General features: G+C 42.2%; 24 protein-coding genes. 10 read left to right on the top strand and 14 right to left on the bottom strand.

The window, feature by feature from the left end:
• Positions 1 to 38: 38 nt before the first annotated feature.
• The 3 genes from rplU to GS399_RS15680 all read right to left on the bottom strand — a co-directional run bounded on the left by rplU (position 39) and on the right by GS399_RS15680 (position 2,711).
• Entirely contained in the window at positions 39 to 350 is a 312-nt protein-coding gene (gene rplU / locus GS399_RS15690) for a 50S ribosomal protein L21 (RefSeq protein WP_160845587.1), read from the bottom strand.
• Between the two features lie 91 nt (positions 351 to 441).
• Entirely contained in the window at positions 442 to 948 is a 507-nt protein-coding gene (locus tag GS399_RS15685; protein ID WP_160845586.1) for a hypothetical protein, read from the bottom strand.
• A gap of 389 nt (positions 949 to 1,337) precedes the next feature.
• The gene (locus tag GS399_RS15680) at positions 1,338 to 2,711 is read right to left on the bottom strand and encodes a dicarboxylate/amino acid:cation symporter (RefSeq protein ID WP_160845585.1); all 1,374 of its coding nucleotides are present in this window, start codon (positions 2,709 to 2,711) and stop codon (positions 1,338 to 1,340) included.
• An 86-nt stretch (positions 2,712 to 2,797) separates the two neighbouring features.
• Between GS399_RS15680 and GS399_RS15675 the strand changes: the two genes are divergently transcribed.
• Genes GS399_RS15675 through GS399_RS15665 form a run of 3 tightly spaced genes read left to right on the top strand, consistent with a single transcriptional unit; the run spans position 2,798 to position 4,457 of the window.
• Positions 2,798 to 3,316: a hypothetical protein gene (locus GS399_RS15675; protein WP_160845584.1), complete on the top strand. Its 519-nt coding sequence runs from the start codon at positions 2,798 to 2,800 to the stop codon at positions 3,314 to 3,316.
• Between the two features lie 42 nt (positions 3,317 to 3,358).
• Positions 3,359 to 3,856, top strand: coding sequence for an RNA polymerase sigma factor (locus GS399_RS15670; protein WP_160845583.1), 498 nt, complete (start codon positions 3,359 to 3,361; stop codon positions 3,854 to 3,856).
• Positions 3,843 to 4,457 (top strand): hypothetical protein, encoded by a 615-nt coding sequence (locus tag GS399_RS15665; protein WP_160845582.1) that lies wholly within the window; start codon positions 3,843 to 3,845, stop codon positions 4,455 to 4,457. The genes GS399_RS15670 and GS399_RS15665 overlap by 14 nt, the downstream gene beginning before the upstream one ends.
• On the opposite strand, the gene GS399_RS15660 is transcribed toward GS399_RS15665, so the two are convergent.
• The 9 genes from GS399_RS15660 to GS399_RS15620 all read right to left on the bottom strand — a co-directional run bounded on the left by GS399_RS15660 (position 4,454) and on the right by GS399_RS15620 (position 10,507).
• Positions 4,454 to 5,089, bottom strand: a complete 636-nt coding sequence (locus GS399_RS15660) for a hypothetical protein (protein ID WP_160845581.1) — start codon at positions 5,087 to 5,089, stop codon at positions 4,454 to 4,456. The two genes, GS399_RS15665 and GS399_RS15660, sit on opposite strands and share 4 nt — an antisense overlap.
• A 69-nt stretch (positions 5,090 to 5,158) precedes the next feature.
• The gene (locus tag GS399_RS15655; protein WP_237487966.1) at positions 5,159 to 5,755 is read right to left on the bottom strand and encodes a DUF4230 domain-containing protein; all 597 of its coding nucleotides are present in this window, start codon (positions 5,753 to 5,755) and stop codon (positions 5,159 to 5,161) included.
• A gap of 179 nt (positions 5,756 to 5,934) precedes the next feature.
• Positions 5,935 to 6,075, bottom strand: a complete 141-nt coding sequence (locus tag GS399_RS15650) for a 30S ribosomal protein THX (protein WP_237487965.1) — start codon at positions 6,073 to 6,075, stop codon at positions 5,935 to 5,937.
• 16 nt (positions 6,076 to 6,091) lie between these two features.
• Positions 6,092 to 7,051, bottom strand: a complete 960-nt coding sequence (trxB, locus tag GS399_RS15645; RefSeq protein WP_160845580.1) for a thioredoxin-disulfide reductase — start codon at positions 7,049 to 7,051, stop codon at positions 6,092 to 6,094.
• 461 nt (positions 7,052 to 7,512) lie between these two features.
• Positions 7,513 to 7,998, bottom strand: a complete 486-nt coding sequence (locus tag GS399_RS15640; protein WP_160845579.1) for a hypothetical protein — start codon at positions 7,996 to 7,998, stop codon at positions 7,513 to 7,515.
• A gap of 148 nt (positions 7,999 to 8,146) precedes the next feature.
• A complete protein-coding gene (locus tag GS399_RS15635) occupies positions 8,147 to 8,503 on the bottom strand; it encodes a helix-turn-helix domain-containing protein (protein WP_160845578.1) in 357 nt (118 codons plus the stop codon).
• A 3-nt stretch (positions 8,504 to 8,506) separates the two neighbouring features.
• On the bottom strand, positions 8,507 to 8,674 hold the full coding sequence (locus tag GS399_RS15630) for a type II toxin-antitoxin system HigB family toxin (RefSeq protein WP_237487964.1): 168 nt from the start codon (positions 8,672 to 8,674) through the stop codon (positions 8,507 to 8,509).
• 19 nt (positions 8,675 to 8,693) lie between these two features.
• Positions 8,694 to 9,062, bottom strand: a complete 369-nt coding sequence (locus GS399_RS15625) for a lipocalin family protein (protein ID WP_160845577.1) — start codon at positions 9,060 to 9,062, stop codon at positions 8,694 to 8,696.
• 74 nt (positions 9,063 to 9,136) lie between these two features.
• A complete protein-coding gene (locus GS399_RS15620; RefSeq protein WP_160845576.1) occupies positions 9,137 to 10,507 on the bottom strand; it encodes an alpha/beta hydrolase family protein in 1,371 nt (456 codons plus the stop codon).
• 724 nt (positions 10,508 to 11,231) lie between these two features.
• Here GS399_RS15620 and GS399_RS15615 point away from each other — a divergent pair.
• Positions 11,232 to 12,029: a HipA family kinase gene (locus GS399_RS15615; RefSeq protein ID WP_160845575.1), complete on the top strand. Its 798-nt coding sequence runs from the start codon at positions 11,232 to 11,234 to the stop codon at positions 12,027 to 12,029.
• Positions 12,007 to 12,390, top strand: a complete 384-nt coding sequence (locus GS399_RS15610) for a DUF3037 domain-containing protein (protein ID WP_160845574.1) — start codon at positions 12,007 to 12,009, stop codon at positions 12,388 to 12,390. Before GS399_RS15615 ends, GS399_RS15610 begins: the two co-directional genes overlap by 23 nt.
• On the opposite strand, the gene GS399_RS15605 is transcribed toward GS399_RS15610, so the two are convergent.
• Positions 12,379 to 12,906: a DUF2938 domain-containing protein gene (locus GS399_RS15605; protein ID WP_160845573.1), complete on the bottom strand. Its 528-nt coding sequence runs from the start codon at positions 12,904 to 12,906 to the stop codon at positions 12,379 to 12,381. The genes GS399_RS15610 and GS399_RS15605 overlap by 12 nt on opposite strands.
• A 965-nt stretch (positions 12,907 to 13,871) precedes the next feature.
• On the opposite strand from GS399_RS15605, the gene GS399_RS15600 reads away from it, so the two are divergent.
• The 5 genes from GS399_RS15600 to GS399_RS15580 all read left to right on the top strand — a co-directional run bounded on the left by GS399_RS15600 (position 13,872) and on the right by GS399_RS15580 (position 18,511).
• A complete protein-coding gene (locus GS399_RS15600; RefSeq protein WP_160845572.1) occupies positions 13,872 to 14,345 on the top strand; it encodes an inorganic diphosphatase in 474 nt (157 codons plus the stop codon).
• Positions 14,346 to 14,514: 169 nt separating this feature from the next.
• Positions 14,515 to 15,486, top strand: a complete 972-nt coding sequence (locus GS399_RS15595; protein WP_202409479.1) for a glycosyltransferase — start codon at positions 14,515 to 14,517, stop codon at positions 15,484 to 15,486.
• A 34-nt stretch (positions 15,487 to 15,520) separates the two neighbouring features.
• Positions 15,521 to 16,813, top strand: coding sequence for a glycosyltransferase family 4 protein (locus tag GS399_RS15590; RefSeq protein WP_160845571.1), 1,293 nt, complete (start codon positions 15,521 to 15,523; stop codon positions 16,811 to 16,813).
• On the top strand, positions 16,813 to 17,409 hold the full coding sequence (locus tag GS399_RS15585) for a D-glycero-alpha-D-manno-heptose-1,7-bisphosphate 7-phosphatase (RefSeq protein ID WP_160845570.1): 597 nt from the start codon (positions 16,813 to 16,815) through the stop codon (positions 17,407 to 17,409). Before GS399_RS15590 ends, GS399_RS15585 begins: the two co-directional genes overlap by 1 nt.
• Positions 17,339 to 18,511, top strand: coding sequence for a glycosyltransferase family 9 protein (locus GS399_RS15580; RefSeq protein ID WP_237487963.1), 1,173 nt, complete (start codon positions 17,339 to 17,341; stop codon positions 18,509 to 18,511). The genes GS399_RS15585 and GS399_RS15580 overlap by 71 nt, the downstream gene beginning before the upstream one ends.
• On the opposite strand, the gene GS399_RS15575 is transcribed toward GS399_RS15580, so the two are convergent.
• Positions 18,493 to 19,494 (bottom strand): glycosyltransferase family 9 protein, encoded by a 1,002-nt coding sequence (locus tag GS399_RS15575; protein WP_160845568.1) that lies wholly within the window; start codon positions 19,492 to 19,494, stop codon positions 18,493 to 18,495. The genes GS399_RS15580 and GS399_RS15575 overlap by 19 nt on opposite strands.
• Between the last annotated feature and the right edge of the window lies 1 nt (position 19,495).

The raw sequence follows: 19,495 nt of genomic DNA, 5'->3' as shown, positions 1-19,495 counted from the left end.
TGCTAAGCTTCCAGCTTTCGCTTTCTGCTATACGCTTGTTATAAACTTATACCTGTTATCTCAATCTTCGTGAACTGCTGACGGTGACCGTTTTTCTTTTTGTAACCTTTACGGCGTTTCTTTTTGAAAACGATTACTTTATCACCTTTTAAATGAGACACGATCTTAGCTGAAACTTTAGCTCCTTTAAGTGCATCAGCACCTACTTTAAAATTGCTACCATCTGCAGCTAACAACACATTGTCAAATTCAATACTAGCGCCCTCATCTCCTTGTAAGCGATGTACAAAGATGTACTGGTCTTTTGCAACTTTGAATTGCTGTCCGGCTATATTTACTATTGCGTACATTGTTAGTTAATTATTTTTTAATGAGGCGCAAATATAGAAGTAATAATTCAAAAATGGAAGCGGGCACGTAAATTTTTAAAACTCAGCTACACTATTTTACAAGCCCACGGTCGGCAGCATCTGTTATCGTCTTCTGAACAAGTTTAATTAACTGCTCAGCAGCCTCACGTAATTTAGGTTTTTGATTATAGCTCACATCAAAAAGCATCGTTTTACTTTTCTCCTTGTATTTAAACTCCAGATAAAAGTGTGGCGCTTTCTTACTGGCCAAGGTATCATTACCTATAATCTGCTTCGGGAAATCCCAAAAGCCAAGCTCCACGGCCTTGTGGTGTAAATAAAGAAGATCATCCTTTGTCAGTTTAACATTGGTTTTTACCAGCGAATCACGTGTATTCACATACTGGTAATTGCCGGTTTTCGAGTCAAACTGATTGATCAAACTATCGCCTATTCCATATTTCAAAACAACGGACTCCATATCTTTAAAACGGTAAGGAGCATTTTTGATCATAATACCGTAGTAGTAGATACAGTAGACTAAAAATGGGATGATGATGCTGAGTGCCAGGAATATTTTTTTTCCTCTGTCGGACATGTATATTGTAATTTATTATTTAATTATTTTTCAAAAGTCCTTCAAAAATAGCAGAAAAGGACATTCTTAAACCCGGGCGAAGCGGATACCGGCCAGGAGGATAAGGCCTGTGTAGTATAAGCAAAGCACGGGATTGACTTTAAAATAGATGACGAAATCTGCTTTCCACGCTATTTTTTGCAATTATAGCTTAAACCTTTTATAATTATTAACTCGCCGCTCATTAATATCTAATATGAGATTTAAGTGATTTTTTTAAAAATGAACGCTTGAAATACTATCGGTAAACAGCCCCGTCTTCAACTACAAATCCTCGTTCGTACCTCACTGCGGGTTTTTCGTTACAACCGGGTTTATATTGAAAGTTTGTACAAGTACAACACGTGCTATTACTCTTTTAATTCCCCCTCCCACTTGCTCACTACCGCTGTAGCCATGGCATTACCGATTACATTGGTTGCCGAACGGCCCATATCAAGCAAAGGATCGATACCGATAATCAGCGCCAAGCCAGCTTCAGGGATATTGAAAGAAGCGATTGTTCCGGCAATTACTACCAGCGAAGCACGTGGCACGCCGGCAATCCCTTTACTGGTAAGCATCAGGATCAGCAACATGGAAATCTGCTGCTCAAAAGATAAATGAATGCTATAAGCCTGCGCGATAAACAAAGATGCAAAAGTCATGTACATCATCGATCCATCGAGGTTGAAGGAATAGCCAAGGGGTAATACAAAACTCACGATTTTGTCTTTACAGCCAAAGCGCTCCAGTTCAAGCATGGTGCGTGGATAAGCCGCTTCGCTGCTCGCCGTACTAAATGCAAGCAAAACTGCATCTTTTAAACCGTTGATCAGGTTAAGAGCGCGTTTACCGAGAATTATAAAGCCGATTAAAATCAGAACCAGCCATAAAACCAGTAATCCAAAATAGAATTCGCCGATAAAGATGGCGTACGTAGACAGTATACTCAGTCCCTGCTTTGCCACAATTGCAGTCATTGCGCCGAAAACTGCGAAAGGCGCGAAATTCATTACATAACCGGTAAGCTTCAAAATGACGTGTGCAACAGCATCCATAAATTTGATAACGATCTCCCCTTTTTCGCCAATAGCTGCTGTAGAAACCCCGAAAAACAAGGCGAAAACTACAATCTGGAGTATTTCATTATTAGCCATTGATTCAACAATACTCTTCGGAAATACATGTGCAATAAAATCCTTCAAGGAAAGTGCCGTTTTTTGAATTTCCGACCCCAGATGAGTGTCCGGAAGAGCTAAGTGCATAGTTTTACCGGGTTCAAACAAGTTAACCAGGATCATTCCCAGCACCAGCGACATCAGCGATGCGGAAATAAACCACAACATCGTTTTGCCGCCAATTCGGCCGACTGCTTTGATATCGCCAACCTTTGCAACTCCGACAACCAGTGTTGTAAATACTAACGGAGCGACGATCATCTTGATCAAGCGAAGAAATATATCACTCAGCAGTGTAAAATATTGCAGTTTTTCTTCCCTGATTGCCGTTGCTTCCTTACGGATTTTAGCCTGATCAGCTTTTTGTGTTTTTAATTCGCGGTATTGGGCAACGGTTGTATCCGGAAGGTTTACTATTTGTGTTTGAACGCTTTCAATTTTCGCGTCGGCGCTTGCTATCGTTTCATTGTAAGTATCCAGGTATCGGATATTATAAATATAGCCAAACAAAATTCCGGCTACCAGCGCGATGAATATAAAGAGTGTAAGTTTGTTTTTGTTCATTCAAAATACTTGAGCAGCTAAAACTACAACAATTTACTATTTTGGCGAAAAGTTGTTTTCCGGCCCTGAACAAAGAACGATTTACGATGCAGCACACTTTACAGGAGATAAAAAAAGAGTTAAAACATTTAAACGCTACCGATCTGGCAGAAATATGCCTCCGGATGTCGAAATATAAAAAGGAAAACAAGGAACTGATTAGCTATCTGTTATTTGACGCCTCTGATCCTATGCAGTTTGCAGAAACGGTTAAGAGCGAGCTGAAAGTAGAATTTGAAAATATCAATAAGCATTATTATTATAGCGTAAAGTCCCTTCGTAAAATTTTAAGATTGTTGAATCGCTACGCAAAATATACCGCTGATAAACAAGTTGAAACAGAACTCCTATTATGGTTTGCCGGCAACTTTTTAATTTATACCGACACACGCTCGAGCCATAAACCGCTCAGGCTAATCTTTACCAGGCAATTGGAAAAAATCAAAAAAGTGATAGCGAAGCTGCCTGAGGACTTACAATTTGACTATTCTCAAGAGTACGAACTTCTGCTAGACAATGCTCAAAACAACCTGAAGAGTTTTTATAAAAAAGATTTCATGTTGTAACATTTTTTTGGCATAATCATCTAACAGGCACATTAGCGTTAAATGGATCATAAAGAAGAATCTTTCAGGAAAATTTTCAGGGAAAACTCCCGAAAGATTTACCATTTATGCTATGGTTATACAGGAGATGAGGATTCGGCCAATGATTTAATGCAGGAAACTTTTTTGAAAGTTTGGCAAAACCTTGATAAGTTTCGCAACCAGGCCATGATCTCGACATGGATTTATCGCATCGCAGTAAATACCTGTCTTTCCTGGCTGCGGGTTGAAAAACGGCAGCAAAAGGATGAATTAACCGACAAGATCATCGAAAATAAAGCCGAAGAATATTCGGAGATGAATGAGAAGGTGGCACTGCTTTACAAATGCATTTCACAGCTCGAAGAAAATGAGCGTATCATAATCACTATGGTTTTAGATGAGCTTCCGTACCCAGAAATTGCCCAGATTTCCGGTATATCCGAAGGAAATTTGCGGGTTAAAATTCATCGTATAAAACAGAAACTGACTGAAATATACAACCGTTATGAAAGATTTTGATGCACTGAGAGATATATGGCACGGTCAGACGGCACTACCTAAACTGGGGCCGGAAGAGATATTGAAAAACATACGTTCAACCAAACAAAAGTTTTCCAACAAATTATTATTCCAGGTTTTCAGCATTTCAATAGCTATTGTCACCTTTATTTACCTGTTTTTAAAGGCTGATTTCAGATATGGCACTTCTCAAATCGCGATGTTAATCGCTATTTTATGCCTGTTTTACTACCTGTTTGTTCAGTTGCGCGACTACAGGAAGATAAACAATAGCGAGCAACTAGCGCAGCAGCCCGGCGAATACATTGAATATCTAAAGAACTACAAACATCAGCGCTATATTTTAAACACCAGGATTTATACGGTTTACATGTTTTTTATCGCTCTTGTTATTGGGCTTATTTATATCGAAGCATTTGTTTACATGCCTCTTTGGGAGGTAGTTCTGATTGTTGCCGGAACTATTGCCTGGTTCGCGATGTGTTATTTCGTCTTCATGAAAACTTATATACGGAAAGAGGAAAGCCGTATCAACTTCATGATCGAAAATTTGGAAAGACTGCAAAAACAGTTCAACGATACACCTGACACCGCAAATTAGTTCTTTTTATTGCCGTCCTGGTCACTTTCTATTTCGTGAATATCAAATTCATTTCCGCGGAGATCGTACTCGACAACCTTTTTACCCCCGCCAGGTTTGTTATCAGCGTCGCCTTCATTGTATAGCGGAAATTCACGGCGCAGCTTACCATCCTTTACATAAACCGAATCATGACCGCGATATAACTTCTTAGTTTTATCGGTGAGCTTTGGAAAGTTTATTTTTCTCGGGTCGCCACTGTTATTAAATTCATAAACATACATTTTAAGAGTTTGATCTTTTTCGGCCGACTGGATAAAGATCTCCGGACTGCCGTCACTATCCATATCCATATTCCAGGCATCAGTGATTTTTCCATCCAGTTCACTTTCTGTTGAACTGTACCTGGCATGAGTTGAATCGGATCTAAAGATCGTAAAGGCGCCAACACTGTCAGCTCCGCCGCGTCCCCAGCTTAGCACATCAAACGTTAAACCGGGAGCAACTTCAATTGCTTTTTGAAAACGAAACGGTTGCGGCAACTTTTCAACGATTTTCTCCTGTGGTTTTACAACAGAATTATCTGATGAATTACAGGCGACAAAACTTACGGACGCTAAAGCTAGCAACAGATGAAAATATTCCCTTTTCATTTATTTTGATAATACTTTGAAATGTGATATTTCAAATCTAAAAAAATAAATCAAAGCTGCTATTCAATCTTATTTGAAAACAATACCAACTTTCTTACCTGAAATATTTTCGAGTAAAGGCCTAAAAATTAAAGCGGCGTTTTCTTTCGTTTTGCCAAGAATATCCATATCGGCGGCATTTTGAAGAATTCTTTTTTCGGCGACCTTATAAATATCCTCCATCATTCCTTGCGTATCGCCGGGAAACCAGTCGCCTGAGATATCATAAACTTTAGATTTTTGATGATCAATTTTTGCATAGCAGATTTCAGGCTTTGGCAAATGGACTGTCACTGAGTCGTCGGATATTGAAATATCGCTTTTTGAGACTTTCGTCAGATCAATGCAGCCTGTAACTTCACCAACAGCGACAAACAATATTCGCTTGTCGGGCAGAATATGGCGTATCTCTTTTTTTTCAAGAACATCCTTCATGGAATATTTAACCAGTTCAAGCTTACCCATGCTGGTGATTTTTTCAACCATTACATCTTCATTAAGCTCTGTTTTTTTCGAAAAAAGCTGGCTCTTAAAATAGAAAAACACAAAAACCAGGAAAAGAACTGTTACAACTGTCGTGATCAGTATGATCGTTGTACGAATGCGCATTGAATTATTTGCCATCATTAAAGTTAATTAATAAGAGCTCCAATAACAGCTTTCATAAGATAACAGTTTGCTAACGTGCAATTAATACCAGCAGGATAGCTTTGTAAAAGTCAACAAATCGTGGATTCGCTACACTTCCCGATCGATATTCGAAATCCTGTGAAAAACGAAAAGGCGTCCAGATTGGACGCCTTTCCCTATTTACCAGCCTCGGTTTCAGTAGCCGGCTTTTTCTTGTCATGTGGCCTTTTCTTGCCAAATGATCCGTTTGTAATTTTTCCTTTTTTTGATTTGATATCGCCTTTTCCCATGATAGAATTATTTAGGAAATAACTCATCGACCATGGAATTGTTTCAGGAAATTACCGGATCGTGTTCCTTAGCCGCCAGGTAGCGTTCAGCTTCAAGCGCCGCCATACAGCCAGTGCCTGCCGCTGTAATTGCCTGGCGCCATAACTTATCCTGGGCATCGCCGCAAGCAAATACTCCTTCAATATTCGTTTGCGTACTATCCGGCTGTGTTATCAGGTAACCGGTGTCATCCATATCAAGCCAGCCCTTGAAAATATCAGTATTCGGGTGATGGCCTATAGCAACGAAAAATCCGGAAACGGGAATAGCCGATTCTTCGTTCGTTTTATTGTTTAAAACCTTCACTGCCGTTACGTTTAGTCCGTCGCCGACAATTTCCTTGGTTTCGGTATTATAGTGAATCTCAATGTTTGGAGTGTTTTTCACGCGGTTAATCATCGCTTTTGAGGCGCGGAATTCATCGCGGCGGACAAGCATATGAACCTTGTTGCAAAGCTTGGCAAGGTAAGTGGCTTCTTCAGCAGCTGTATCTCCTGCTCCTACAATGGCGACATCCTGACCTTTAAAGAAAAACCCGTCGCAAACGGCACAAGCGGAAACGCCAAAGCCATTATATTTTTGTTCACTTTCAAGGCCCAGCCATTTCGCCGTTGCACCTGTGGCAATGATCACCGAATCAGCGGTAACAGTTTTTATATCGTCGACTACAATTTTATGTGGTGCCTGCGAAAAATCCACAGAAGTTATGTATCCAAAACGGATATCGGTACCGAAACGCTCTGCCTGTTTCCGAAAATCCTCCATCATTTCCGGACCCATAACCCCTTTAGGATAGCCCGGGAAATTTTCAACATCCGTAGTTTGGGTCAACTGTCCGCCGGGAACAATGCCGGTGTACATAACTGGTTTCAGATCAGCGCGGGCAGCATAAATCGCTGCGGTATAACCGGCAGGCCCCGATCCTATAATTAAACATTGAACGTGTTCTGTTTCTTGTGACATGAAAATAAATTGAAAAGCAAAAGTAATGTTTAACCTTGTTCATCCAAATATGTGCCAGTCAGTTAAATGCAAGGAATGGTTGCCAATATGGCGGGGTGTGAGATATTTTGGGTCAAATTATTGGAGGTTGTTATAATAACAAATTCTTAATGAAAGCAATTGTTGGTCGGTATATATATGGCCATTTAATAAATTGACAAGTAGAAATGTTTTTCAAAAACGAACGCAAGCAGTCCTTGGCATTTGCAGTCCCGCTGTCTGTTACAAGTTTTTTGTGAACGGATTTGCTTTTTGAAAGCTTGCATACAAAAAAGCTTTCTACGACCATCGGGTTTATTTTTCAGGAACAGTGTTTCAATCAACGGAAGGGTAGCGACGTGGTTGCCCGTCACTGCGAGGCACGGATCAATTTTAGTAGTTTAAAGGATCAAATGTCCTCTGGCGCTGCATAGCAGATGGCATTACAATTTATTTTTTAATTCTTCTTCCGGTATGGTTCCCTCAAATACAATTGCAGAGTCCTTTCCATTATAAATCAAACTACCCCATCTATTTGCGAGATCGATTGTATCGATAGTTTGAAGCTTTCCGTTTTTGAGTTTAAAATACCAAAACCGTTTTAATGGTATTTTAATTTCTTTATAACCCTGCTTATTTAAATATTCTTGTGTTTGATTTCTATAATATTCATTGTCACTTACAATCTCGCTCCATTCGTCCTCCGGAGTTATTCTTTGAATACTATCGAGATATTTAGCTGATGGTAGAATCGGCAAAAATATTTTCTCATTTTGGAAAGTATCGGCGCTGGAGATTTTTTGATCTGGTATTAACTTCGCTTTTTGTTTAAAATTCGAACTACTTCCTTTTGCAGAATCTTGATTCCCCAAGTTACCATTGCAAGAGAACAACGCCATGGTCAAAAGCAAAAAATAATATTTTTTCATACTTAGCCCAAGATTGCAAACGGCATTCAATTACTAATTTCAAAAACTTTTAATAATTCGTATTTGTAACAGGGACATCTGAAATTCATGATTTTATCGTTACAACCGCGACGATTGATGTGTTCACTAGAATTAAAAATAGTCATTTTCAATAAGCTTGAATTAGCACATCGGTTGGAATATTCCATCGGTCATGCAGCAATCGGATCATATCAAGCGAAAGCTTCCTTTTGCGATTAAGAATCTCGCTGGCCCGGCTTTTAAGTCCGATGATATCTGCCAAATCAGATTGTTTGTAACCTGATTGCTCCATGCGGAATTTGATTGCTTCAACAGGATCTGGCAAGCCAATAGGAAAGTTTTTATTTTCGTATTGATCAACAAGAATTCCGAGCATTTCAAGTTCATCTCCTTCAACAGAACCTTTTCTGGCATCAAAAAGCAATTCAAGCCTTTCAAGTGCTTCTTCATAATCTTTCTCAGTTTTAATGAGTTTAATATTCATAGCTTAGATTTCGTTTGCATTAATTTTGTCGTATTCAGCGTGAGTTCCAATAAATCGTATCCAAAGCATTTGGTAGTCATAATTAATCTTGACAATTAATCTGTAACTATTTCCTTTTATATTAAATACAATCCTATTGTGTGCAAGGATGCTAACGCTCGGATAATCCAATTTTGACAGCTAGTTGAGATTAAATCTTTTTCATTAAAAATTCACCCAATCCTACTTTTAATATTAATTCAGTTTTAGTTAGTCTAAGAACTGTGAATTCATAATCTTCGTTCTCTGTATTTAACAATATGACTTTTGAATCTTTAGAAAGCACCCATGTTCCCTTCATATTTTGGCTAAGGATAAAAGCTCTAAATTCACCGTTACTTTTAAATTCAAAAGTCATTTTATTTATCACCTCTGACTTCAAACTCCTTTTACCCAAATTATCAATTCCTTTATTTAATGCTTTTTTAAAAATCCACTTTCCATTTAAAAGTTCAGATTTTGGAACGTTTACGATTATACCCGCTACAAAAAAGATAAATACTGTAATTACTTTAATCATATAATTTTTACTAATTGCGTATAGCTTCATCACAAACGAGACGCTTGACGAAGCTCGGAGCGGTAGATAACTGATTATTTCGTTTCACGCTTTATCCAATCAGTCATTATTCCCAAGGCCGCCGGGTAGAACGTTTGCTCGATCCTGGTATATTCCGCAATGGCCCCTGTTTCACATTTCTGGAATAAGTGATTTAAAGACGAAATTTTTACCGTTGTCACATCCTTGTTTCCAGCTTTCTTAAGCGCCTGTTCGATGGCGCTTAGATTTTGATCCGCGTCCACCTGCATATCCTTTTCACCATTCAACGCCAGTACCGGGCACTTCACATGAGCCAGCGCCAACGAAGGATCGTATCGCAGGAAATACAACATCCACGGACTGGTCGTTTGTGCTACAAGAGTGGCAACTGAGTTACTGTCTACATCTGGCATGCTCTGTTTTAAATAACTGGTTAACCCGGCTTTCAACTTTTGGTCATCCTTAGATGCAACGACCATATCGAACAATTTGGCGTTCATCTGAATCGATTTATCAATTGCATTTTGTGGAGTTCCGGCAGCTTTAGCAATTACTTCCTGCTGACGCAGCAATACCTTATCACCTCGCAATCCCGGACCCGCTAACAGTACGATAAATTTCACATCCCGGGATTTTGCAGCTACCATCGGTGCGATCAGGCCGCCCTCGCTGTGTCCTACCAGACCGATGTTATTCAGGTCTGCCTCCTTTCTCGTTTTTAAATAAGCTATTGCGCTTTCCGCATCAGCCGCAAAGTCGGCAGAGGTAGCCGCCTGGAAATTCCCAGTGGACTGCCCGACTCCCCTGTCATCATACCTCAAAACCCCTATACCATTTCGTGTGAGATAATCGGAAATAACAAGAAAAGGCTTATGCCCCATCAGCTCCTCGTTCCTGTTTTGCGGACCGCTTCCACTTATCAGGATCACGACCGGAAATTTCCCGTCTTTTTTCGGCAAAGACAGCGTCCCGGCCATTGTAATCTTACCCTTCTCACTTGGAAAGCTCACATCTTCGGTATAATACGGATAAGGCTTCACCGGTTCCTGCGGACGTAATAAAGCTTTTTTTTCTGTTTCAGTTTTTGTGAGGTTCAGCGGAAGCGTTAATCCCCCTTGCCGGAATATGCCTGTAAGTTTGTTCTCTTTCAATTCGGCTTCGTACTCTATTCCGGCGTTCTTTACCGCGATTTTCAATCTTGAATTTTCAAAAACCGTTGAAGTAGCAGGAATACCAGTTACTCCCTGGTCGGGACTATCCATAGTGGTGGCGTAACCGTTTTCAGCGGCTGAAATATTAAACACGACGGTCAGTTTTGTATTCTGCACTTCGAGAATGCCGCTCCAGCGACCGGAGATGTCTTGCGCTGATGCCGTAACCGATGCCAGGATGAACACGGAGAGAAAGGTGATGAAGGTTTTCATGGTCTAAAATTTTTTTAAGGTAAAAAATTTTATTGTTGTGAACAACCTATCGTGCGTTAAGAGATTGAATAGTTCGATTTGAGGAATATATCTTTCTGAATTAGTAATTATCAGGCTTTGTCTGTCAGCATTTACTTTGATATAAAAATCGATCCAGTTGATACTGCAAACCTGACAAAGCATAACTGATCTTGCTCGCGAAATTTAAATCACGAGCGGCACGCTCGCGCCAGCAAGGGTGCGTGATGAAGGCATCCGGAACCATTTCACAAACATCCGGACACTCGCCGATCACATCCCGATACCACCAGAGGCATTTGCAACCATTCCGTGAGCATCCGGATACTAACCGGGGGCATCTGGGACCATTCCGTAAGCATTTGGATTATACTGTTCGTGATGTTGAGTGACCCTTCGAAATACCCCCCACAGAACATACCTAAAACGCGCTGGACCGTGGTAAGTGGCAACGCCGACTACACCTGAAATCAGCACCGAACCTCCGCGTTAGGGATTGAAGTGGAAATCCTTTTCCGTCCGCAGGGCGGAAAAGATTGCAACGGAAAGCCCGGCCGCAGGCAACGCCCAAAAAACCGCACATCAGCCATAAAGCTTCAGCCATTGACTATTGACCATCAACTATAAACTATTAACCATGGACTACGAACTATACCTATCAACCTGCGCCATCCGGAAAAATGCCTAACTTCGGGCCAGAAAAAATATGACAGAGTTTAACCCGGAACTACGCACCGTTAACGTTACTCGCTACGTCACCCCCTTGCGTGAAGGCGGGTCGCTGCCGGCAATTGCCGAAGCAGACGACGGATTTTTATATGTACTGAAATTCCGCGGCGCCGGACAAGGGGTTAAATCCTTAATCGCTGAACTGATTGGTGGCGAAATAGCAAGATCACTGGGTTTCAAAATTCCTGAAATTGTATTCGCGAATCTCGACACGGCATTTGGACGCACCGAAGCCGACGAAGAGATCCAGGATTTACTTAAAGCAAGCGTTGGCCTGAACCTCGCCATGCATTTTTTATCCGGAGCTATCACATTCGACCCGGCTGTTACCATTCTGAACGAAAAGCTGGCCTCCCAGATCGTATGGCTCGACTGTTTACTGATGAACGTAGACAGAACCGCGCGGAATGCCAATATGCTGATCTGGCATAAAGAGTTATGGCTGATCGACCATGGGGCGTCTTTCTATTTCCACCACTCCTGGCAAAACTGGGAAGATTACGCTAAAAAGCCATTTGTCCAGGTAAAAGACCATGTTTTATTGCCGAACGCCAACAGGCTGAATGAAGTCGACCAGGAATACCGTACGGTACTGACGAGTGAAAAAATCTGGGCAATCGTATCATTGATTCCCGATGCGTGGCTTAACGAAGAAGTTTTCGATATTCCGGCCGATGAAGCAAGGAGAATTTACGCCAGTTTCCTGGAAACACGTTTAGCAAGTACCGATATTTTTATAAAAGAAGCACAACATGCAAGAGAAACACGTATTTGAGTACGCCGTTATCCGCGTTGTGCCGAGGGTTGAACGCGAAGAGTTTATAAACGCGGGAGTGATACTTTATTGCCGCCAGCAACGCTTTTTAAAGGCTATGATCCGGCTGAACGAAGGCCGTTATCATTGCTTTTCACCAGAAATCGGAGCAGAAGAAATTAAGAGGTATTTAAAAACTTTTGAGGACATCAGCGAAGGAAACAGGGACGGCGGGCCAATCGCCGAACTGGATATCGCCTCACGTTTTCGCTGGTTGACCGCAATGCGAAGCACCATGGTGCAATCGTCGCGCGTTCATCCCGGCCTTTGCTCCGATGCGGAAGCCGCGCTTAAAAAGCTTTTTGAGCAGTTAGTACTTTGATGCGGTCAGCGGAATTAATTGGTCCGCATTTTCGTCATCGGGCGATGGCTCAGGTCTTTTTGCGAGGGGCTTATACCCGTCTCTTACAAGACGGTATCCTATCACCGCAAATAATCCAAAAACCAGGTGAGCAGGCAAAAGCTGGCCGAAAAATCTTTTTTCGTCAATTGCCGGTGTGTTGGGATGCAGCTTTAAGGTCAGGTTCCATACTGTGACGCCAAATACGCCGCTCAAACCGCCTAAAATCAAGCCATTTATTAGGGTCGGCTTTAACTTTGTCTTCTCCCACAACTCGCTATAAATCAAGACAAACACTAAACCCACCAAGTAGTGAGCGCTCCAGCCGCTTAGCCTACAAGAAGCATTGTCCATGCCAGGAAACAGGCGTTTTATTAATTTGGCCAGTATTTCGGGCTCCCTGAAGTCCTTGCCTTTTTTTGCCGAAAGCAGGTAACTGTACATCGTCATTAAGGTGGTAGCAGTTATTGTGGACGATGCGACTTTTAATGTTTTCATAGTGTAGAGATAGGTTTATACTCAACCGAATTAGCCGGTTATAGTTTATTAAATCAACTTTTTTCTGCGCATTTGAATTGTGAAAGAAATCATACGGTGCGGATATATCTATTGTTGTTAGATTGACTAATTTTTGAGCCGATTTTTTAATACTTAATAGTTTAAGCCGCTTTTGGAAAGCAGGGTTCGGCAATATATTTTCGGATAGCCCCGTTATTCGCTATTACTCCTCCTCTGCCGCACGAGCTTCCGCTTCGGTGCGGGGTAACCGCTTCTACCGGGTTTAAAACCGTCGGGACATACTTTCATCGGGCAGAACATGGCGCCAAATCTATAGTAGAAACATTCAGTATAAACGCGATTGCAGCGGATACCGGCCAAGTGGTTAAGGCCTGCGCAGTATGAGTGAAAAGCGCGGCTGCTTACTGATCATGGCAGAAACCGTTCATTTCCAAATCATAATATTTCCCCGTTAACTTAACTGCAATATCTATGGTTCAAATAGCCATTTTTTTAAGGCAAACCGATTGACATATCGCCCTAGTTCAGATTTTTGAAAAGCAAGGTTCGGCAACTATATTTCCGGATAGCCCCGTTATTAGCTATTACTCCTACTCTGCCGCACGAGCTTCCGCTTCGGTGCGGGGTAACCGCTTATACCGGGTTTAAAACCGCCGGAACATACTTTCATCGGACAGAACACGGTGCCAAATTTTGCAGGGAATATTTAATATAAACGCGATTTCAGCGGATACCGGCCAAGTGGTTAAGGCCTGCGCAGTATGAGCAAAAAGCGCGGCTGCTTACTGATCATGGCAGAAACCGTTCGTTTCCAAAATCCTGACACGCTAAAATACCGGCAGAACCTTCATGATCCATTAATAATAATCAAAAACACTATCTATTCATTTGATAACTCACCCTGAAACACAACAATCGATAGGAAGTTATTGTAAATAAACGCCATGAAAGCATTAACAGTAATTATAGAAACACCAAAAGGCAGCACACAAAAATTCGATTACGAACCTGATTTAAAGTGCTTTAAGCTGAAGAAAATATTGCCGGCCGGCCTGGCATTCCCGTTTGATTTCGGCTTTATCACCAATACTAAAGGCGAGGACGGCGATCCGCTGGACGTAATCGTCATCTCCGAAATAAAAACGTTTACCGGATGCTGCATGGACTGCAGGATTATAGGCTCTATCAAAGCTCTTCAAACCGAACGCGACGGCCAGAGTATGCGGAACGACCGGTTTCTAGCAATACCGGAGGTTTCAACGCTCTTCGTAAATGTTAAGGACATTGACGATCTCCCCCATGGAATTATCGATGAACTTGAGCGTTTTTTCGAAAATTATAACGAACAGGCAGGCAAAAAATTCGAGGTGTTGGAACGGCTAAGCAGTGAAGACGCTTACAAATTGATAAACCTCTGAAACTGACAGAACCCCTGGCTTACTGTTCCTGTTGCAAGAGTCGTTTGCCAAACGCAGGAAAATATTTTTAATAAATAAAACGCTTAAAAGTTACGATGAAAACGATTTTACTTTTTAATAAACATCCTCAAAAATAGCTTGTTAACCAATAACATCTAACTACTATTTCATGGGATTTGTGAGACCGAGGATTTTTACCTGGCATATTCATGGCAGCTATCTCTATTATTTATCAAAAGGAAATTATGACATTTATATTCCAGTAAAAGAAGAAAAAAGCGAGGGCTATTACGGCCGTGGCGAAACCTTTCCGTTTGGCGATAACGTACATGAAGTGCCGGTTGAAAAGATTAACGACCTGGACTTCGACTGTATCCTTTTCCAATCCAAAAAAAATTACCTCCACGACCAGCACGAAATTTTAAGCGAGGAAAAACGGCAGCTTCCGAAAATTTACCTGGAACATGATCCGCCATGGCAGCACCCTACCGATGCCAGACACGTTGTAGATGACCCCGAAGTTTTGATTGTTCATGTAACGCACTTTAACAGTTTGATGTGGGACAACAATAATTCGCCCTTTAAGGTGATTGAGCACGGCGTTACAGAACCGCAAGCGAAATATACAGGCGAGCTGGAAAAAGGTATCGTGGTAATCAACAATCTGCCAACCAGGGGGCGGCTGCTTGGCCTCGATATCTTCCTCGAAGTCAGGAAGCATATTCCGCTTGATCTTGTCGGTATGGGAACCGAAGATTTAGGACTTGGTGAGGTACTGCATCCGCAATTGCCGGATTTTATTAGCAAATACCGATTTTTCTTTAACCCGATTCGCTATACCAGTCACGGACTGGCCGTATGCGAAGCCTTGATGCTTGGCATACCTGTTATTGGTATGGCAACTACCGAGATGCCTATGGTGATCAGCAACGATATCAACGGATATGTTCATACCGACATTCAGAAGTTGGTACAAAAAATGAAAGAGCTGCTTCAATCGCGGCAAATGGCAACCGAATTGGGTGCCGGCGGAAGAAAAACCGCCCTGGAACGTTTCAATATTCAACGTTTCGCAAACGACTGGGAAGAAACCATTAAACACGTTATAGCCACCTTCAGGCCTATGCTTTTCTCAAATTGATTCATCGGAATAATAACTATGACACCTATCAACTATGAAAAACAGAATAGCATTTATAAGCGAGCATGCTTCGCCCCTGGCCGCGCTTGGCGGCGTCGATAGCGGCGGACAAAATGTATATGTGGCGGAACTGGCCAGACAGCTAAGTTATATTGGATACCAGATTGACATTTTCACGCGCAGAGATGACAAAATTTTGCCGGACTTAGTACAGTGGGAACCCGGAATCCGAGTAATTCATGTTTATGCAGGTCCAGCCGAAATCATCCCCAAAGAACAGCTATTTGATTACATGCCGGAGTTTACCGGGAATATGCTGAAGTTCATAACCGATCAAAATATAAGGTATGAATTAATTCATGCAAATTTCTGGATGTCCGGTATCGTAGCCTGTGAACTAAAGGCGATCCTGAATATTCCGTTTGTAATTACATTTCATGCCCTGGGCCACGTACGAAGAATTCATCAGAAGGAAGCCGATAAATTTCCTGAGTCGCGTATGTTTTTTGAAGAAGAGGCAGTAAAAAAAGCCGACCGAGTGATTGCCGAGTGTCCGCAGGACCTGGAAGACCTGGTACAGTTATATCATGCCGATCCAGCTAAAGTCAACGTTATACCTTGCGGATTTAGCGATAAGGAATTTTATCCTGTTAATAAAACCCAGGCAAGAAAAATCGCCGGACTGCCCGCCAACGACCGTATCCTATTACAATTAGGAAGAATGGTTCCGCGAAAAGGCGTTGACAACGTAATAAAAGCGCTGGGCGAATTGAAGCGAAAATCGGTTGAAGCCAAGCTTGTAATCGTTGGCGGTGAAACAGGCAGTTCCAATCCTGAATTATGTCCTGAACTGGTTCGGTTAATGGACATAGCAAGGGAACACGACGTGGCAGATTTAGTAATTTTTGCGGGGCGCAAGAACAGGGATATGCTGAAATATTATTATTCGGCAGCCGACATTTTCATTACAACACCCTGGTATGAACCGTTTGGCATCACGCCGCTGGAAGCAATGGCTTGTGGAACGCCCGTTATTGGCGCCGATGTTGGCGGCATTAAATACAGCGTTGCCGATAATCTGACTGGCTTTTTAGTTCCGGCAAACGATCCGAAAGCGCTGGCTGAAAAGGCGGCTGTACTGCTCACCAACCAGGAACTTTTGCAAACAATGAAAAAGAATGCTATTGAACGTGTAAACAATGAATTTACCTGGAGCAAGGTTGGCAAAATGATCGATCATGTTTATAAAGAAATTCAAACATCGGTTAGGCAAACAGTTAATATCAAAGAGAACGCCGATCTGTCAAATTTGCTGAGATCTGCTTAATGATGAATAAAGCCATATTCCTGGATAAGGACGGGACGCTGATTCCTGATATCCCTTACAACGTTAATCCGGAGCTGATCCGGCTTGAAAAAAACGTTGTGGACGGGCTTCGTAAGCTTGAAAGTGAAGGTTATTTATTAGTGATCATCAGCAATCAAGCCGGCGTGGCTAAAGGATATTTTCCAGAAAAAGCATTATTACAGGTTGAGACGCGTCTCAACAGCCTCCTGAAATCAGAGGACATTAAACTGAGCGGCTTTTATTATTGTCCTCATTATCCTGGTGGCGGCTCGACAAAATACCAGTCAAGTTGTGACTGCCGAAAACCGAAACCAGGTTTACTGTTTCGCGCTGCACATGAATTAAACATTGATTTAAGTCGTTCATGGATGATCGGCGACATTTTAAACGATGTTGAGGCAGGCCACCTTGCGGGATGCCGGTCGATCCTGATTGACAACGGCAATGAAACAGAATGGATAATGACGGTCGACCGAGTGCCTGATCACAAGGTATCCTCAGTCAATGAAGCGGCTGAAAAAATCCTCAATACTTTCGAAATACCAAAATATGAACAGCGGCTGGAGCAGTTGTAAGGAAATTCTTATCATTCGGGCTGATAATATGGGTGACCTGATCATGTCATCACCTGCAATCCGTGCGGTTAAAGAAACATCTCAGAGCAGAATAACCGTACTTACCTCATCAATGGCGGCCGGAATCGCCAAACAGATTCCTGAAATAGATGATGTTCTCGTTTACAGCCTGCCCTGGGTCCAGGCCAAGGAATCCGCCAGGCCGGAGAGTTTTTTTGAACTCGTTCAAACGTTGAAAAGCCGAAAATTTGACGGCGCCATAGTTTTTTCCGTTTATAGCCAAAACTCCCAACCGGCGGCCATGCTTGCGTACCTTGCCGAAATTCCGCTTCGCCTGGGCTATTCCAGGGAAAACCCTTATGAGCTGCTCACTCACTGGGTACCCGATCCGGAACCGTTTTCCGTTATCAAACACCAGGTCCGCAGAGACCTTGATCTGGTTGCACAAATTGGAGCGTTCACCGGCAATGAATCGTTTGTTCTCGAACACTACGACGAAAAAGCATGGAAACTAACAAGTCTCAAATTAAGAAAGATGGGTGTTGACACAATCAAACCCTTAATCGTTTTACATGCCGGGGTAAGTGAACGAAAGCGGGAATATCCTTTTGCTTCATGGGTCAAATTTTCTAAATCTATTCTGGCAACCACAGACTGCCAATTGCTTTTTACAGGTATCGGGTCGGAAAAAACTTTAACGGACAAACTTGCATTTGCAGCCGGCGAAAACTCATTCTCTGTAGCAGGTGCCCTGACCCTAGAAGAATTTACAGAACTAATCAGGCACTCCGCCCTCGTTGTCTCGGTAAATACAGCGACGGTCCATATTGCAGCCGCTGTTAAAACTCCGGTGATGGTTCTTTATGCGCTAACAAATCCACAACACAGCCCATGGAAGGCCTTTGGAAAACTGTTTCCTTTCCCTGTTCCGCAGGAGATTCAAAGTAAGAATCGCATCGTCCAATATGTCAATGAGAGATATTTCGGTGATTTTTCGCGGATCGTTGAGCCGGAAGAATTAGTGGAAGCCACCCTTAAAATTCTTAATAATGAATTGGAGGAAATTCCTGAATTAATTATGATTCAGGAAACCACTGCCTGACTTTGGAGAAAATTTTCCAGGGTATTGCTTATTATACCGAAATCTTGATTGCGGGTCCAGTCAAACACCTTATGGACTTCCCTGTTAAGCGGCGCCCATCTTTCCGGTTCTCCATCCATGCTGATCACAATACTTGGAGTGGAAAAAGCTGCCGCCATATGCGACACCCCGGTACAATTTGAAATAAGTAAAGCGGCATTTTTTATTAAAACGCCGACAGCGCCTAAACTGGTTTTGCCGGCCGCAATAACGGGATCGTACGTCATCAGTTCCGCTACTTTCAATACGATATGCATTTCATCCTTCGTTCCGGTAATAACAGGAACATATCCCTTTGCCGCACACTGATCAGCGAGACTTGCAAAAAATTCTACCGGCCATTGCCGCCACGCTCCGCGTGAACCCGGATGCACACAGACATATTTTTGCGGTTCGAGGGAAAAATCCAGCGTTTTATAATCAGATTCGTCCTGAGCAGTTAACGGAAACTCCAGCTCCGTTCCCAGCAACTGTATTCCGAGGTGCTCCATCAAAAGAAGATGCCGCTCGATTTCTGAACCATAACCAGGATATTCGATAAACAGTTCTTTATCCGGCCAATAATCATTTTGTGTACTGAAACCGGCTGTGTAACGAGCGTTGAACAATTCAATCATCGGATTCACCAGCGAACCGTTGCCCTGCATCTGTAAAGCGAGATCGAAGCGTTGAGCCTGTACTTCTGCTAAAAACCCGGTGAACTGAATGGGATCCAATGGTTGCTCAGGCAGCCCCGGATATCCAGGAAAGTGAATAAAGCGGTCAAAATAATCAGGAAATCTGTTCAACAAGGATTCCATCCAGCGCAAACCTGTTATAGTGATCTCAGCATCTGGATATGAATTTCTCAAAGCCCTGAGGGCCGGTATGGAACATAGCAAGTCACCAAGTTGTAATGCCCTGAATACAATAATTTTCTTTATTGACCCTGACGGAAGTTTCATA

Origin of the sequence: Hufsiella arboris (genome assembly GCF_009834875.1) — a bacterium.
Classification (GTDB): domain Bacteria; phylum Bacteroidota; class Bacteroidia; order Sphingobacteriales; family Sphingobacteriaceae; genus Hufsiella_A; species Hufsiella_A arboris.
This window is presented reverse-complemented; position numbering and strand designations above follow the sequence as displayed.